This window comes from Reinekea blandensis MED297 (genome assembly GCF_000153185.1).
Lineage (GTDB): Bacteria > Pseudomonadota > Gammaproteobacteria > Pseudomonadales > Natronospirillaceae > Reinekea > Reinekea blandensis.
Genome location: NZ_CH724151.1, coordinates 604558 through 619867, shown reverse-complemented (window position 1 = coordinate 619867; position 15310 = coordinate 604558). Strand labels below are relative to the sequence as shown.

Sequence of the window (15310 nt, the reverse complement as noted above, 5' to 3'; positions counted from 1 at the left end):
TTTACGCGGCCTTGTCGGGGCGTCCTTTGTGTTGCATGTGGCGGATGCGCTATTCTGTGGTTTCATCATGTGACACTTGGAAGGTTGTATGGCCATTGAAGCCGCCCGTATTGAAATCTGTAATCTGACACTTGATCAATATCCACAAATCAAAGCCCTGATGGACGATGCCTATCCCGATTTGGGAGGGGCTTGGCCAAAGCATACCATCGAACAGTTGATTGAAGACTTCCCGGAAGGGCAGCTTGGCATTTTAGATGGTGGCAAGCTGGTGGGTTTGGCGTTGAGTGTTCAGGTGAAATACGCGCGCTTTTCCAACCCGCATACCTATGAAGATCTGGTCGGCTCGAACAACAATGTGAAAAGTGATCAGAATGGCGATGCCATGTACGGTCTCGACGTGGTCATTGGCAAAAGCCATCGCGGCTTGCGTTTAGGCCGGCGTCTTTATGATGCTCGCAAAGAACTCTGCCGACAGTATAACTTCCGGGCCATTCTGGCCGGCGGCCGAATCCCCGAATATCACAATTATAAAGATGACGTGACCCCGGCTGAGTACATTGACCGTGTGTCTCGTAAAGAGATATACGATCCGATTCTGTCGTTTCAACTGTCGAACGACTTCCGGGTCAAACGTCTGCTGAAAAAATACCTGCCAGAAGATGAAGGCAGTTCCGGTTATGCCACATTACTGGAATGGAACAACATCCTGTTTGAACCAAAAGATACGGTACTGGAAGCGCGTAAAAGTACCGTCCGGGTGGGTTCGGTGCAATGGCAGATGCGTACCGTCGAAAGTGTCGATGAACTGTTGTCCCAGGTCGAATACTTTGTCGATACCGTCTCTGACTATCAAAGCGATTTTATCGTGTTTCCCGAGTTTTTTAATGCGCCGCTGATGGGCTTGAAGGAGTACGCCAGCCAAACCGAAGCGATCCGGGCGTTGGCGGAATACACGCCTTTGTTCCGCGAACGCATGTCGCAGATGGCCATTGAATACAACGCCAACATCATTACTGGTTCGATGCCGCTGGCGGAAGACGATCACATCTATAACGTGTCCTACCTTTGTCATCGCAGTGGTCAGGTCGATGAGCAGAAAAAAATTCACATTACCCCGCATGAAAAGAATGACTGGGTGATTCAGGGTGGCGATAAAATTTCGGTGTTCGACACCGATGCCGGCAAGGTTGGCATACTGATTTGTTATGACGTTGAGTTTCCGGAACTGGGCCGTCTGATGGCTAAGCAGGGACTTGAAATTCTATTCGTACCGTTCTGGACCGACACGAAAAACAGTTATCTGCGTGTGCGTCATTGCGCGCAGGCACGTGCCATTGAAAATGAATGCTACGTGGTGCTTGCCGGCAGTGTTGGTAACCTGCCGCAGGTTGAAAGTCTGGACGTGCAGTATGGACAGTCGGCCATGTTGTCACCTTCGGACTTTGCATTTCCTCACGATGCCATTCTGTCCGAAGCGACCCCTAATACGGAAATGCTGCTGTTTTCGGATATGGACCTCGACAAGCTGCGCTTGTTACACACCGAAGGTACGGTCCGAAATTTAATGGACCGACGTGAAGATGTGTATAAGAAAAACCTAAAAAACTAATCTCTAAATTAAGAAAAAATTAATGTGAAATGTGCCTAAAAAATTGCCATCTGCTTGATTTTAGGCACTTTTTCCATCTTAAGGATTGTTTAAGGTTACCGATAACGTAAATCACAATTAATGTTATCTGGAGCCCCCATGTCGATCCGTATTGGCAGGCAATCACTCACGACACAGATCCTCAGTCTGCTACTTCTGATGAATGTGTTCGTGTTCGGAATCATCATATTTTTGATGTCGGTTAATTCAACTCGGGACGCTCTTCACAAAGCGGAGCAGGAAATTTCCCGTCAGGTCGATCTGGTTCACGCTCAGTTTCAACAGTTTCATGGCAGCCTGGAGTACGAAATCAGTCGCGATGCGGACATGTTAGCGTCAACGTTAGAAGGTCGGTTTGAGTTGAATACCAGCCAGCGGCAGCAGACCGGACGACATTCCGCTCCGGTTTTGACGCTGAATGGTGAAGCACTCAACAACGATTCCGCACGGATGGATGCGTTCACTGAACTTACCGGCGTGGTGGCCACTGTGTTTGTTGCCATGGGAGACGATTTCCTTCGGGTCGCCACGAGTTTAAAAAATGAGACGGGTCAGCGTGCGGTGGGCGAGTATTTAGGCTCCTCGCATCCCGGGTACTCAGTACTTCGTTCAGGTGAATCTTACATCGGTCGAGCCAAGCTGTTCGGTCGTGATTACATGACCCGATACGATCCGGTTACCGACCGTCAGGGTCGGGTGATCGGTATTCTTTTTGTGGGTGTCGATTTCACCGAAAAAATGCAGGCTTTGCAAAGTACCATGGCCCGGGTTTCGATCGGTGAAACCGGCTATGTGTTTGCTGTGGATGCCGATACCCGGGTTATGGAAGTTCACCCTTCGTTGGATGGTAAGCCATTAGCCGGACAGACCGATGCCGATGGGTTGTTAAAGGGATCAACGGTCTTTGCTGATGAGAACGGCGCCTATGTTTTCAGTCGCACCGAAGACGGTCGCGAGCAGGATAAAATTTTGGCCTACCAACGGTTTGAGGAGTGGAATTGGGTGGTCGGCGGCATCGGTTATACCGAGGAATTTACCGCATCAACGCTGCGGTTGAGAAATGCGCTTATCGTGGAAGCCGTGATTGGTGTATTTGTGTTGCTGTTGCTGACTTTTGTGACGGTCAGGAATCGACTGGCTCCGTTGCAAGAGGTTCGGGAGCGATTGACCGCACTCGGCCGAGGCGATTTGAGACGTTCTTTAGATCATCGTCGCTTACCGGATGCCTCGGCGAACGAAACGCATCTGTTGATGTTTGATATGGAGCAGACCCGCAGTTCCATCAGCGAACTTATCCGGGGACTGCAGGAGCAGATCGAAGCGCTCACGGGCGCCAGTCATTCGCTGGATGATATCGTCGACCGAAACCGGGCGGTGGTACAGAAACAGAATGAAGAGTCCGAACAGGTCGCGACAGCGATTCACGAGATGGCGGCCAGCGTGAAAGAGGTCGCTGAGCACGCGAACAATACCTCGGAGGCGACGAACTCAACCTCAGCATCCGTGATAGATGGTACTGAGCGCATGACGCAATCGCGTAATCAGATACAGCAATCGGCCGATGAGTTGCAGCGTACCAGTGACATCATTTCTCAGTTGGCGGAAAAGTCAGAGAGTGTGGGTGAAGTTCTGGATGTGATTGGCGAGATTGCCGATCAAACCAACCTGTTGGCGTTAAATGCCGCCATCGAAGCGGCCCGTGCCGGAGAGCAGGGGCGTGGCTTTGCCGTTGTCGCCGATGAAGTCCGCAGTCTGGCCAAGCGAACACAGGATTCCCTCGAAAACATCCGTGAGACCATCGAGAGTCTTCAGTCCCAATCGCAAACGGCGGTGACTCAGGTGACGTCCGTTCGGGAACAATCATTGGAGTCGGCGCGTATGGCCAGTGAAGTTGAAGCGGAGCTGAACGGCATTGCCGATAACACGCAGAACATTGCCAGCATGACCATTCAGATTGCAACCGCCGCTGAAGAACAAAGCTCTGTGGCAGAGGAAATCAATTCCAGTTCGATTACCTTAAGCGATACCATCCGAACATCATCAGAGTTGGCTGAGCAGACGGCCACCGCTGCGAGCACTCTCAGTGAGTTGGCGGCTCAGACTCGTAAACGGATCAGTGAGTTCAATCTCGACTGATCCAGGCGCGCTGGGCACTTACTGATCATCTGCCAGGTAGGTGTCCAGCAACGCGGGCAGCCGTTGCTCGCGTTGTCGGCGGATTTCTTGCCAGAGCTGTACGGTGAGTTCCGGATAACGCTCGTAGAACGTCTTCGAGAAAAGCAGGTAATAGGGCTTTTCCGTGATTGCCGGCTCGATACGAACCAATCGGTTAAGCTCTGGTTTTTGTTGTATCAGTCGATCCCCCGTCACAGTTTGCAGAGCCGCGGCTTGCACATAGCCCGCCGTCACCATACGTAAAGCCGAATAGGAGCTTTCGGGTGTCGACGGTTGGTAACCCATTGATTTCAGCAGATTGACCACGGAGTAGCCGGATGGGGCGGCAACGTCAGAGGTTGGTGTCGGGAGCTCGGCACGGTTATTGTCGATGTGCCGATACCAGTGATAACTGATGTTGGTCAGTCGGTACTCCGGGTCGTGCGGAGCGTCGTCTGTCGATGGGTACTGACCAAACCGACTGCGAGCGCGTGTATAGGATGCGTTGAAGATGGCATCGACCCGCCCGTTCTCCAGCAGGACCAGGCAGCGTTTCCATGGGTATCGTCTCAGCTCAATGCGGGTATCGGGTAAAATGTCCTGAAGTGCCTGGACCATTTCAACAGCGACACCGGGCCGTTCAGGAATGGACTGAGAGTCACCAAGATAATAGGGAAACTGAGCCTTGTCTTCGTAGGCAATAATCAGTGTTTTGGGCGCATGATTCTCAGCCTGAACCTGACTGAAAATCATCGAACAGAAAAGCACCAGTACAGCGAAGAAACCTGAGTGTTTTCGGATCATCAGAACGTTTTCTTATGGTTATGTACAAAGAAAAGATAGAAGGTCATACGCTAAGACTCAATTGGTAATTTTGACGAGGCGGCTGTTGAGTGGGTTGGGTGTAGGTTCGGGAGAGTTTGGGTGTTGGTGGTTTGCAGGTCAATTGGCTGGTTTGATAAGTCGAGTGCTTTAAGAGCAGTCGTAAAACCGTTAAAGGGTGCTTTCGAGTTGTAAGCGAAGGCACGTCCATCCTTGGCTGGGTTCCAGCCTGCACATCTTTGTGCAGTCGTAAAACCGCTAAATGAATACCGTTAAGGGTGGTTTCGCGCGGAGAACGGAGGCACATCCGTCCGTGGCCGTGTTCCTGTCCGCACATCCTTGTGCGGCCGTGAAACCCCTAAAAAGACCCCGTTAAGGGGTCTTTTTTGCGCCGGAGGCGCATCGGGGTTTCACCCTTTCATGCTCTTGAAGAATTCGTCGTTGGACTTGGTTAGCTTGAGTTTGTTAATTAAGAACTCGATAGCCGCCACGTCGTCCATTTCGGCCAGTAGCTTACGCAGAATCCACATGCGCTGAAGTTCGGACTCAGACGTCAGCATATCTTCGCGACGGGTACCGGAACGTCGGATATTGATGGCCGGGAAGATGCGTTTCTCCGCAATTTTACGGTCCAGATGCACTTCCATATTACCGGTGCCTTTGAACTCTTCGTAAATTACTTCGTCCATCTTAGAACCGGTATCGACCAGAGCGGTGGCGATGATGGTTAATGAACCGCCTTCTTCAACGTTACGTGCCGCACCGAAGAAGCGCTTTGGACGCTCCAGGGCATTGGCATCCACACCACCGGTCAGAACCTTGCCGGAGCTCGGTACAATGGTGTTGTAGGCTCGGGCCAGACGGGTAATGGAGTCCAGCAGAATGATGACGTCTTTTTTGTGCTCAACCAGGCGCTTGGCTTTCTCGATCACCATCTCGGCGACCTGTACGTGACGTGCCGGGGGCTCATCGAAGGTCGATGCGATGACTTCGCCACGCACGGAGCGTTGCATTTCGGTCACTTCTTCCGGACGTTCGTCGATCAACAGAACCATCAGGTACGCATCCGGAGCATCCCGGGTAATGGCCTGTGCCACATTCTGCAGCATCAGGGTTTTACCCGCCTTTGGCGGAGATACGATCAGGCCGCGCTGGCCCTTACCGATTGGAGACGCCAAATCGAGAATACGTCCAGCCATGTCTTCAGAAGAACCATTGCCTGCTTCCAGGACCAGTCGGTCATCCGGAAACAGCGGTGTCAGGTTTTCAAACAGAATCTTGTTTTTTGCTTTTTCCAGCGGCGCAAAGTTGATGGTATCGACTTTGAGCAGGGCAAAATAACGTTCGCCATCTTTTGGCGGGCGAATTTTACCGGCGATGGTGTCGCCCGTTCGCAGGTTAAATCGACGGATCTGGCTCGGCGATACATAAATATCATCCGGACCGGCCAGGTAAGACGCAGATGCGGAGCGCAGAAAGCCGAAACCATCCTGCAAAATTTCCAGTACGCCGTCCCCATAGATGTCTTCACCACTCTTCGCGTGACGCTTGAGGATGGTGAAAATCAGGTCTTGTTTACGGGTACGGTTGATGTTTTCCAGGCCCATGGATTTTGCAATATCCAATAGTTCAGGCACGGCTTTGGTTTTTAAGTCACTAAGATTCATAGATTTTCAGGCTTGAAGTGGGACGAGCGAAGGAGCTCAAAGGTTGGTTAGAAAAAAGAATTATTGTTCGATTTCAAGACAATATAGGTGGCTAGGACGGTAGTGTCCAGACTTTTAAGCAATCAGGCACCAATTGCGGTGCCTGAAACGAGCGTTACGCAGATCAGCTGTTGCTTTGGATGAACTCCAGCAGCTGAGATTTGGACAGCGCACCGACTTTGGTTGCAGCAACTTCACCGCCTTTGAAGATCATCAGCGTTGGAATGCCACGAATGCCATATTTTGGCGGAGTATTCGGGTTGTCATCGATGTTCAGCTTGGCGACGACCATCTTACCCGCGTACTCGTCCGCAACCTCTTCAAGAACAGGGGCAATCATCTTGCAGGGACCGCACCACTCTGCCCAGTAGTCGACCAGGACGGGATGCTCGTTACGCAGAACGTCCGTTTCAAAGCTGTCATCGGTTACGTTAAGAATGTTTTCGCTCATGTGTTAAACAGTTCGTTAAGAGTTGAGCTGCTGAGTGTACCGTTTGTATTGGCGGTGTCTATGTTTTGCAGGGGCAAAAACCACAGGATATATTGTTCCACATTCGGAACAATCTCGGCTAGGGATTGCTGAAAGGCTATTTTTCGGCGATTGTAAGGTCAGTGATTACTGACTTGCAGTTCCGCGCAGCGGGCTTCAGAATTGCGCCGTCAATCAGTTCAGGAGTGCATTATGGCGGCCGATCACCTCATTACCCCGACCCCCGATTTCCGGTTCCGGCGTTTACGTCGCACGGCCGCCTTACGCGATTTGGTGCGTCAAACGCATCTGCGGGTCGAAGATCTCATTCTGCCTCTGTTCATAGAAGAAGACATTTCCGAGGCGGTCGCGATCTCCTCCATGCCGGGCGTTTACCGGTATCCGGAAAAAGACCTGGCAGATATCGTCCGAAAGGCAGCAGCGTTAGGCATTCGTGCCATCATTCTGTTTGGTGTATCGCACCATAAAGACGACTGTGGTTCGGACAGTTGGCAGGAAGACGGGCTAATGGCGCGCATGATCCGAACCGCCAAAACGGCGGCACCGGACATGGTGGTGATTTCAGATAACTGTTTTTGTGAGTACACCGACCATGGCCATTGCGGTGTCATTGCCGGTGACGATGTCGACAACGACGCGACACTCGCGAATCTGGCGCGACAGTCAGTCGTTGCGGCTCAGGCCGGTGCCGACATGATCGCGCCGTCCGGCATGATGGATGGCATGATCAGCGCGATCCGGGCCGGCCTGGATGATGCCGGGTTCTCGCACATCCCGGTGATGAGTTATTCCACTAAGTTCGCCTCAGCGTTTTATGGACCGTTCCGCGATGCGGTCGACAGTACATTTAAAGGGACGCGTGAAAGCTATCAGATGGACCCGGGCAATGCGCGCGAAGCGCTGGCCGAGTCATTGCAGGACGAAGCCGAAGGCGCTGATTTGTTGATGGTGAAACCGGGGACGGCCTATCTCGACGTCATTGCAGACATTCGTGCTCACAGTGAGCGCCCTTTGGCGGTGTATCACGTCAGTGGTGAATACGCGATGATCAAAGCCGGTGCCGCAGCCGGTGTCATTGATGAAAAGGCCATCGTGTTGGAAACGATGACCGCCTTTAAGCGAGCCGGCTGTGATCTGATCATCACTTATTACGCCGAAGATATCGCCCGCTGGTTGGCGTCGGAACGATAGTCGCTTAATCCTTGTCACGCCGAAGCGCTTGGCCTCGGCGTGTCTGACACCTTCTTCGATCCCTGAACAATGCACCGGATAATCGAAAAGGTTACAATAACGCCGATAACTACAGTCGAGCCCTCCATGTCCGAACACAAATCAACTGAGCCATCCAAAACCACCCACTTCGGGTTTAAAACGGTCAATGAACACGAAAAGGAAAAGCTGGTGGCCGGCGTTTTCCATTCTGTCGCCGCGAAGTACGACGTCATGAACGACCTGATGTCCTTTGGTGTTCATCGCGCCTGGAAACGATACACCATCGAGATGTCCGGCGTGCGTACAGGGCATCGGGTGTTGGACATTGCCGGTGGTACCGGTGACTTAAGTTTCGCGTTTTCACGCCGGGTTGGGCCGACAGGTAAGGTGGTACTTGCGGACATTAATGAATCGATGCTGAAAGTCGGGCGTGATCGACTGGCCGATCGGGGCGTTGCGGGTAATCTCGATGTTGTGCAGGCCAATGCCGAAGTCTTACCGTTCCCGGATGATGAGTTCAATGTGGTCACTATTGCCTTTGGCTTGCGGAATGTAACGCACAAAGACGTTGCGCTTAAAGAAATGCTCCGCGTGTTAAAGCCCGGCGGCCGGCTTTTGGTGCTGGAGTTTTCAAAACCGACCAATGACCTACTCAGTAAGGCCTACGATACCTATTCCTTTAAGGCGTTACCGGTCATGGGCAAGCTGGTCACGCAAGATGCCGACAGCTATCAGTATCTGGCTGAGTCCATTCGCAAGCACCCGGATCAGGACACTTTGCAGCAGATGATGTACGACGCGGGCTTTGAACGCGTGACCTATCACAACCTGACCGGTGGCATTGTGGCGTTGCATCGAGGTGTCAAAGCATGACCGGATGGCTGCTGCCACTGCAGACGCTCATTAACGACGGGCTAAACTATGACCCCCAGGCCCGGGAAAAAATTGTCGCTCTGGCGGGTAAAACACTCGTATTGCAGGTCACTGAACCGTCGGTGTCTTTCAGTGTCAGTATTGAAGCCGATGGCTTTGTGTTCTGTGAGTCGGGTACCCGTGAACCCTTTGATGCCCGCGTCAGTGGTCGTGCCGCCGATCTGTTTGCGGTGCTTCGTGCAGAAGATCGAACCGCCGCCATGATGGCGCACTCCATCAGTATCGAGGGCGATACCCGGACGTTTTTTGCCATTCAGGCCGTTATGTCCCACCTGGACATCGATTGGGAAATGGCAATTGGTGACCGCATCGGTGACCTGGCCGCCCATGTTATCTCCGATGGATTGCGGTTTTTCAGCCGCGTTGCGCGTAATCAGTTCAACTCAGCTGCACGTACCGGCCGGAATTTTCTGCGAGAAGAAAGCGGATGGCTGGTGCCGCAATCACTGTGGCAGGATCATGTTCAGGAACTGACGCGTGTACGACAGGACACCGAACGGCTGCAGGCGCGCTTGAATCGCCTGCAGGCTCGGGTGAAGGCGATGACCTCATGAGCATCTTTCGCTCCTTCCGTATTGTCTGGGTGACCGGGCGTTATCGACTGGATACCTTGCTGGAGCATGAAGCTTTACCGTGGTTCTTACGCTTGGCGCTGTGGTTGTTTCCGTTGCGTTGGATCTACCGCGCTCGCGACAATCAGGGCCGGCGCCTGCGTCTGGCACTGGAAGCCCTGGGGCCGGTGTTCATCAAGTTCGGGCAGATTCTCTCTACCCGCCGGGATTTGTTGCCGGAAGAAATGGCTGTTGAACTGGCTTACCTCCAGGACCGGGTCGCGCCCTTTCCCAGCCACCAGGCTAAGGCCATTGTGGAGGCGCAACTTGGACAACCGCTCAGTGAATGCTTTGCTCGTTTCGATGATAAGCCGCTAGCGTCGGCGTCCATTGCTCAGGTCCACACGGCCCAATTGCCGGAGGGTGCCGAAGTGGTGGTTAAAGTGATTCGCCCGGGAATTGAAAAGACCATCCGCAAAGATGTCCGGCTCATGAAATGGATGGCTCACCTGATTAACCTGGTACCGGATGGTCGACGGTTGCGTCCGGTGGAAGTGGTAGACGAGTTTGAAAGGACAATCTTTGATGAGCTGGATCTGCTGCGAGAAGGCGCGAATGCTGCGACATTGAGGCGTAACACGTTGGCGGACGGCAAGCTCTATGTACCGGAAGTCTATTGGGATCTGACACGGCAAAAAGTGCTGGTTCTCGAGCGTATTTACGGCGTAGCCGTGAGTGACATCGACACCCTGAAGGCGCGTGGAACCAACTTTAAAATGCTGGCCGAACGCGGCGTTGAAATCTTTTTCTCTCAGGTGTTCCGGGATTCGTTCTTTCACGCCGACATGCACCCGGGCAATGTCTTTGTCGACCTGACTGACCCAAATGTGCCGAAGTACATCGGTATCGACTGCGGCATTGTCGGCTCGCTGTCCCGCGAAGATCAGAGCTACCTCGCTCAGAACATGCTCGCCTTCTTTAACCGGGATTACTACCGGGTTGCTGAACTGCATGTAGAGTCCGGTTGGGTGCCCGCCAGTACCCGGGTTAACGAGTTTGAAGCCGCCATTCGCAGTGTTTGTGAACCGATATTTGAGAAGCCAATCAGTGAAATATCCTTTGGCCTGTTGCTGATCCGCCTGTTTCAAACCGCCCGTCGTTTCGACATGACCGTCCAGCCGCAGTTGGTGTTGTTGCAGAAAACATTGTTGAACATTGAAGGCTTGGGCCGTGAGCTCTACCCGCAATTGGATCTGTGGAAGACGGCCAAGCCATTTCTGGAGAGCTGGGTGAAAGAGCAGGTTGGGCCAAAACGCTTCCTGAATGCTGTACGGCAGCACGGCCCCAGTTGGTTGGCTAAAGCTCCGCAGATGCCCGATCTGGTGCATGAGTCACTGATGCAGCTGCGTCAGATTGGTTCCGCCGAAGAGCGTATTCAGCTGCAGATTGCTCAGTTGGAGATGCGCGAAAGACGACTGACGCGCCGCCTGATTCGTCGATTGGCGGCTGTGGCGCTGCTGGTTGTCATCTTTTGGCAACATGAATCCATACAATGGCTGGCTCAACTGAGTGCCGGTCAGATGCTGGCAGGCGCGGTGGCGGTATTGCTACTGCTCTGGCCCTGAAAAGACGACTGAACGAAGCAGAGAAACTGATGATTGATATCCTGACAAAAGTGGCCGACACTCTGGAGTCTCGGAAAACGGCCAGTGCCGACAGCTCCTATGTTGCCTCGTTGTACGCCAAGGGGCTGGACAAGATATTGGAGAAAGTGGGCGAAGAAGCGGTGGAAACCGTATTAGCCGCCAAAAATGCGCAGCAGGACGACTCGCAGCGCGACAAAGTGATCTATGAAACCGCTGATCTGTGGTTCCATTCGCTGGTGATGCTTGCAGAGTTAGGGCTTCGTCCTGAAGATGTACTGACGGAACTGGCTCGTCGCGAAGGTCTGTCCGGGTTGGAAGAAAAGGCCAGCCGTAAAGAATAATAATCAGCCAGAGCGGCCTGACCATAGTCAATGTCAAAAGGAGCCTCACATGACAGATTGTCTTTTCTGTAAAATAGTCGCGGGTGACATTCCGTCGAAAAAGGTTTTTGAAGACGAGGACCATTACGCGTTTTGGGACATTGCCCCGAAAGCGCCGGTGCACGTGTTGTTGATTCCGAAACAACACATCGTCAATCTATACCAAATGGATGATAGCCATCAGCCGCTGGTACAGGCGATGATGTCGAAGGCACCATCGATCGCCAAAGCCATGGGCTTGGACGAAGGTTTCCGTCTGGTACTGAATACCGGGCCTGGCGGTGGACAGGAAGTCGATCATATTCACGCGCACATTCTGGGCGATGTCCGGAAGGCGACCTGGTCGGGCTTTCCGATCGCCGATAATTAAGCAAAACCGACTGATTTAGAGAGGGTTTACTCATGGGTTTAGGTGGTATTTCAATCTGGCAATTGCTGATCGTACTGGCCATTGTTGTACTGATCTTCGGGACCAAGCGTCTGAAAAATATTGGTGGCGATATGGGTGGCGCCATCAAAGGCTTTAAAGACGCCATGAATGGTAACGAAGAGAAAAAATCTCCGGAGTCTTTGGAAGAAAAAGACAAGGCGGATGCAAATTTTTCAGAAGTCAAAAAAGACGAAGAAAAGACCCGCTAATTGGTGCGAGTGTTGTCGGTCGTATCTGATATCGATACGACGGATGGAAATCATGGTCAGAGGTGATCAATGTTCGATGTTGGATTTGCGGAGCTGTTGGTACTGGCAGTGATTGCTATGGTGGTCGTCGGCCCCGAGCGTTTGCCCGGCGTTCTGCGGACGGTTGGGAAAACCGTAGGTCAGGCCCGTCGATTTATGACCGGCCTGCAGAACCAGATTGAGCAGGAAGTGAAGCTCGATGAGTTGAACAAAAAAATTATGGCTGAAACTAAGGACCTGGACTTCACCAAGCCATCAGCGCCGACTCATCAATCCGAAGATGCCGAAGTGCCATCGATCGCACCTGAGGTGAAAACTGACGACGCTGAAGTAAACCCAAGCGCTGAACCAGCCCCACAAGATCACGCCCATTCTGACGAAGACGCCCATGACGCCAAACGATCCTAACCAGTATTCCATGCCTCTTGTTGAGCACCTGCGGGAACTTCGGGATCGCATGTTGCGCAGTATTGTCGTTGTTCTGGTCATTTTCATCGGTCTGTACTTCTTCTCTGGCGAAATGTACCTGATTCTGGTGAAACCGCTGAATGCATTGCTGCCCGACGCGGAAAACGGAGCGTTGATTGCAACGGGCGTCGCCTCGCCGTTTCTGGTGCCATTGAAACTGGCCTTTGTCATGTCTGTTCTGGTCGCCATGCCCTACATTCTTCATCAGGTCTGGGGCTTTATTGCGCCAGCACTCTATAAGCATGAACGTCGTCTGGCCATCCCCCTGTTTATCTCCAGTGTTTTTCTGTTTTATGCGGGCGTCGCTTTCGTCTATTTCGTGGTGTTGCCATTGGTGTTTGGCTTCTTTACCGGCAGTGGGCCGGAAGGCGTTAACATCATGCCCGATATTACGAACGTCCTGGATTTCTGTCTGAAAATGTTTTTCTCCTTCGGCTTGGCGTTTGAGATTCCGATCGCGACGTTTTTACTGGTTCGCGCGGGAATGGTTTCTGCAAAGTCGCTGGGTGAGAAAAGACCCTACATCTTTATCAGTTGTTTTGTCTTAGGGATGTTGCTGACGCCACCGGATGTCATTTCTCAGTCGATCCTCGCGGTGCCTATGTACGCATTGTTTGAGGTGGGGTTGTTGATGAGCCGGTTTTTACCGTCCGTGACGCCAGATGCGACTTCTGAGGAGTAGCTGTCAATTCGACAGACTGGATGCACTTGAGTGGCACAGATTGACTACCAAAACCGATCACAAAGTAAACAATCTGCCGTTTGCGTGTGAGGTTGATCACATTTCTAACACTGGAAATGTGAAAGTGTCGATTCGATCACATAATTGTTTCAAAAGGTTACATCCTTTTCACGACCTGAGACTATACCTGTATTACGGGATTTCCGAGTAGTGGCCATGCAGGAAAAGTTGCACATTGGTCTGTTCCTGACAGACATCGACATGCAGGATCGCATAAGCGCTCTGCTGATGTCGCTTGGTCATCGATCTGCAACGATAGACTGGTTCAGTCCCACCGACGGCTTTGACGTCGTTTTCTTTATTGCTGATGAGCGCCATCTGGATACGTTTCTACTGAATCAACAGGAAGCGGTGTGGATAGCCATTGAACCTGAGTTTCTTGAACCCCGCTTTAGTGCGTTGCTGGAGTTTGGTGTACACGACGTTTTACTGTTAGATAACCTGAGCAGTGAACAGGTGACTCAGGTGTTGCTGAGGGCATTCCACCGCCGCGAAGTGATTCGTAAGATGGCGACGCACGACTCCCTGACCGGCAGTCTGAATGCCGAAGGGTTTGCCGGTCACGTGGATCAGGCGATCGGAACCACGAAACAGACAGGACGTCCCTTTGGGGTCTGTTCTGTCGATCTCGATCAGTTTCAGAAGATCAATGAAGAACACGGCTATGCCATTGCCAATCAGGTCCTGTGCATGGTCGCGCAGCGATTGGCCTTGTTGATGGGCGGTCGTTTTTCGGTGGGTCGGCTGGGTGGTGATGAGTTCCTGCTGTTGGTCGAGGATCTCTCAGATAAAGAAGAGTTGTTGCAGGCATTGGATCTGGTGCGTGGCTCCTTCGGGCATCAGTTTGAACTGTTTGGAAAACGGATTTATGCCTCCGCCTATATCGGTGCAGTCCTGTATCCGGATATTGTCGGTACTTCAGAAGAACTGATCGCACAAGCCCATGAAGCCATGGTGACCGGCAAGCGTCACAAACAGCAGGTGTTTCTGTACGATCGTAGTGCAAGCCCCTGGTTTCAGATGGACATGGCGGCCGAAATACGGCGAGCCCTGCGCGAAGACGAGTTCCAGCTGCATTATCAGCCCCGTATCGATCTGAAGTCACGTCAGGTGGTCGGTATGGAAGCGTTGATTCGTTGGGAGCATCCTCGGTATGGGTCCATACCGCCGTCCGATTTTATTTATGTGGCAGAAAACAGTGGCATGATTTTGCCCCTGGGGAACTGGATTTTGTCGCGTGCTGAGCAGGATATGGCTCAGCTCGAACGCCAGGGCATGAAAGGCCTGAATATCGCCATTAACCTAAGCTTTAAACAGCTTCAGGACCCGACATTTTGTGACGGTTTGCCACGACGAATACTGAACTGGAAATCCGCTCGCAGTCAGCTTGAGTTTGAACTGACAGAAACCGCCGTATTGAGCAATCCGGAACTGGTCAAGAAAACATTGGTGGCCATCAGCGATCTCGGTGTGAAAATTTCCCTAGACGATTTTGGAACCGGTTACTCTGCGCTGGTTCATGTGCAGGAGTTTCCCATTTCCATTGTGAAAATTGATAAGAGCTTTGTGCAACGCATGGCGAAGGATCGATCGGCACTGACCATTGTGGAGTCGATTATCGGTTTTGCGCATCGCCTGAACCTGGAAGTGGTTGGAGAGGGCATTGAGCAACCCGACCAACTTGAAAAGCTGCAACGCATGGGCTGTGAACAAGGCCAAGGCTATCTGTTTTCTAAAGCGTTGCCATTAGCCAAGTTTATCGATTACGCTCGAAAAGCTAACGCCATTTCTTCCTATCTTTCATCGCCTTAAGCATTCACCGAAATGCGTCAGCCAAGTCTGAAAACAAGCACTATACTTCTCGGTAGACAAACGTA

At 52.2% G+C, this 15310-nt stretch carries 15 protein-coding genes; 12 read left to right on the top strand and 3 right to left on the bottom strand.

Features of this window, described 5'->3' with window-relative positions; translation table 11 throughout:
• The first annotated feature begins 88 nt into the window (after positions 1-88).
• Both MED297_RS11400 and MED297_RS11395 read left to right on the top strand, forming a co-directional pair.
• Positions 89-1612, top strand: a complete 1524-nt coding sequence (locus tag MED297_RS11400) for a carbon-nitrogen hydrolase family protein (RefSeq protein ID WP_008045043.1) — start codon at positions 89-91, stop codon at positions 1610-1612.
• Positions 1613-1750: 138 nt separating this feature from the next.
• Positions 1751-3787, top strand: a complete 2037-nt coding sequence (locus MED297_RS11395; RefSeq protein WP_040557029.1) for a methyl-accepting chemotaxis protein — start codon at positions 1751-1753, stop codon at positions 3785-3787.
• 18 nt (positions 3788-3805) lie between these two features.
• Here MED297_RS11395 and MED297_RS11390 read toward each other — a convergent pair whose 3' ends face one another.
• The 3 genes from MED297_RS11390 to trxA all read right to left on the bottom strand — a co-directional run bounded on the left by MED297_RS11390 (position 3806) and on the right by trxA (position 6784).
• On the bottom strand, positions 3806-4609 hold the full coding sequence (locus tag MED297_RS11390) for a substrate-binding periplasmic protein (RefSeq protein WP_008045040.1): 804 nt from the start codon (positions 4607-4609) through the stop codon (positions 3806-3808).
• A gap of 428 nt (positions 4610-5037) precedes the next feature.
• Positions 5038-6294: a transcription termination factor Rho gene (gene rho, locus MED297_RS11385; RefSeq protein ID WP_008045038.1), complete on the bottom strand. Its 1257-nt coding sequence runs from the start codon at positions 6292-6294 to the stop codon at positions 5038-5040.
• A gap of 163 nt (positions 6295-6457) precedes the next feature.
• Positions 6458-6784, bottom strand: coding sequence for a thioredoxin TrxA (trxA, locus tag MED297_RS11380; protein ID WP_008045036.1), 327 nt, complete (start codon positions 6782-6784; stop codon positions 6458-6460).
• Positions 6785-7015: 231 nt separating this feature from the next.
• On the opposite strand from trxA, the gene hemB reads away from it, so the two are divergent.
• From hemB to MED297_RS11330, 10 genes are all read left to right on the top strand, one after another.
• The gene (gene hemB / locus MED297_RS11375; protein WP_008045035.1) at positions 7016-8014 is read left to right on the top strand and encodes a porphobilinogen synthase; all 999 of its coding nucleotides are present in this window, start codon (positions 7016-7018) and stop codon (positions 8012-8014) included.
• A 126-nt stretch (positions 8015-8140) separates the two neighbouring features.
• The gene (gene ubiE / locus MED297_RS11370) at positions 8141-8908 is read left to right on the top strand and encodes a bifunctional demethylmenaquinone methyltransferase/2-methoxy-6-polyprenyl-1,4-benzoquinol methylase UbiE (RefSeq protein ID WP_008045034.1); all 768 of its coding nucleotides are present in this window, start codon (positions 8141-8143) and stop codon (positions 8906-8908) included.
• Positions 8905-9522, top strand: coding sequence for a ubiquinone biosynthesis accessory factor UbiJ (locus MED297_RS11365; RefSeq protein WP_008045033.1), 618 nt, complete (start codon positions 8905-8907; stop codon positions 9520-9522). The genes ubiE and MED297_RS11365 overlap by 4 nt, the downstream gene beginning before the upstream one ends.
• A complete protein-coding gene (ubiB, locus tag MED297_RS11360; RefSeq protein WP_008045032.1) occupies positions 9519-11144 on the top strand; it encodes a ubiquinone biosynthesis regulatory protein kinase UbiB in 1626 nt (541 codons plus the stop codon). Before MED297_RS11365 ends, ubiB begins: the two co-directional genes overlap by 4 nt.
• Before the next feature lie 29 nt (positions 11145-11173).
• Positions 11174-11506 carry a phosphoribosyl-ATP diphosphatase gene (locus tag MED297_RS11355; protein WP_008045031.1) on the top strand — a complete coding sequence of 111 codons (333 nt, stop codon included), beginning with the start codon at positions 11174-11176 and terminating at the stop codon, positions 11504-11506.
• A gap of 49 nt (positions 11507-11555) precedes the next feature.
• Positions 11556-11915: a histidine triad nucleotide-binding protein gene (locus tag MED297_RS11350; protein WP_008045029.1), complete on the top strand. Its 360-nt coding sequence runs from the start codon at positions 11556-11558 to the stop codon at positions 11913-11915.
• Between the two features lie 32 nt (positions 11916-11947).
• Complete coding sequence (tatA, locus tag MED297_RS11345; protein WP_008045027.1) at positions 11948-12184, top strand: Sec-independent protein translocase subunit TatA; 237 nt, start codon at positions 11948-11950, stop codon at positions 12182-12184.
• 69 nt (positions 12185-12253) lie between these two features.
• On the top strand, positions 12254-12631 hold the full coding sequence (tatB, locus tag MED297_RS11340; protein ID WP_008045023.1) for a Sec-independent protein translocase protein TatB: 378 nt from the start codon (positions 12254-12256) through the stop codon (positions 12629-12631).
• Positions 12612-13373 carry a twin-arginine translocase subunit TatC gene (gene tatC, locus MED297_RS11335; RefSeq protein WP_040557016.1) on the top strand — a complete coding sequence of 254 codons (762 nt, stop codon included), beginning with the start codon at positions 12612-12614 and terminating at the stop codon, positions 13371-13373. The genes tatB and tatC overlap by 20 nt, the downstream gene beginning before the upstream one ends.
• A gap of 216 nt (positions 13374-13589) precedes the next feature.
• The gene (locus MED297_RS11330; RefSeq protein ID WP_008045021.1) at positions 13590-15245 is read left to right on the top strand and encodes a putative bifunctional diguanylate cyclase/phosphodiesterase; all 1656 of its coding nucleotides are present in this window, start codon (positions 13590-13592) and stop codon (positions 15243-15245) included.
• The last annotated feature ends 65 nt before the right edge of the window (positions 15246-15310 follow it).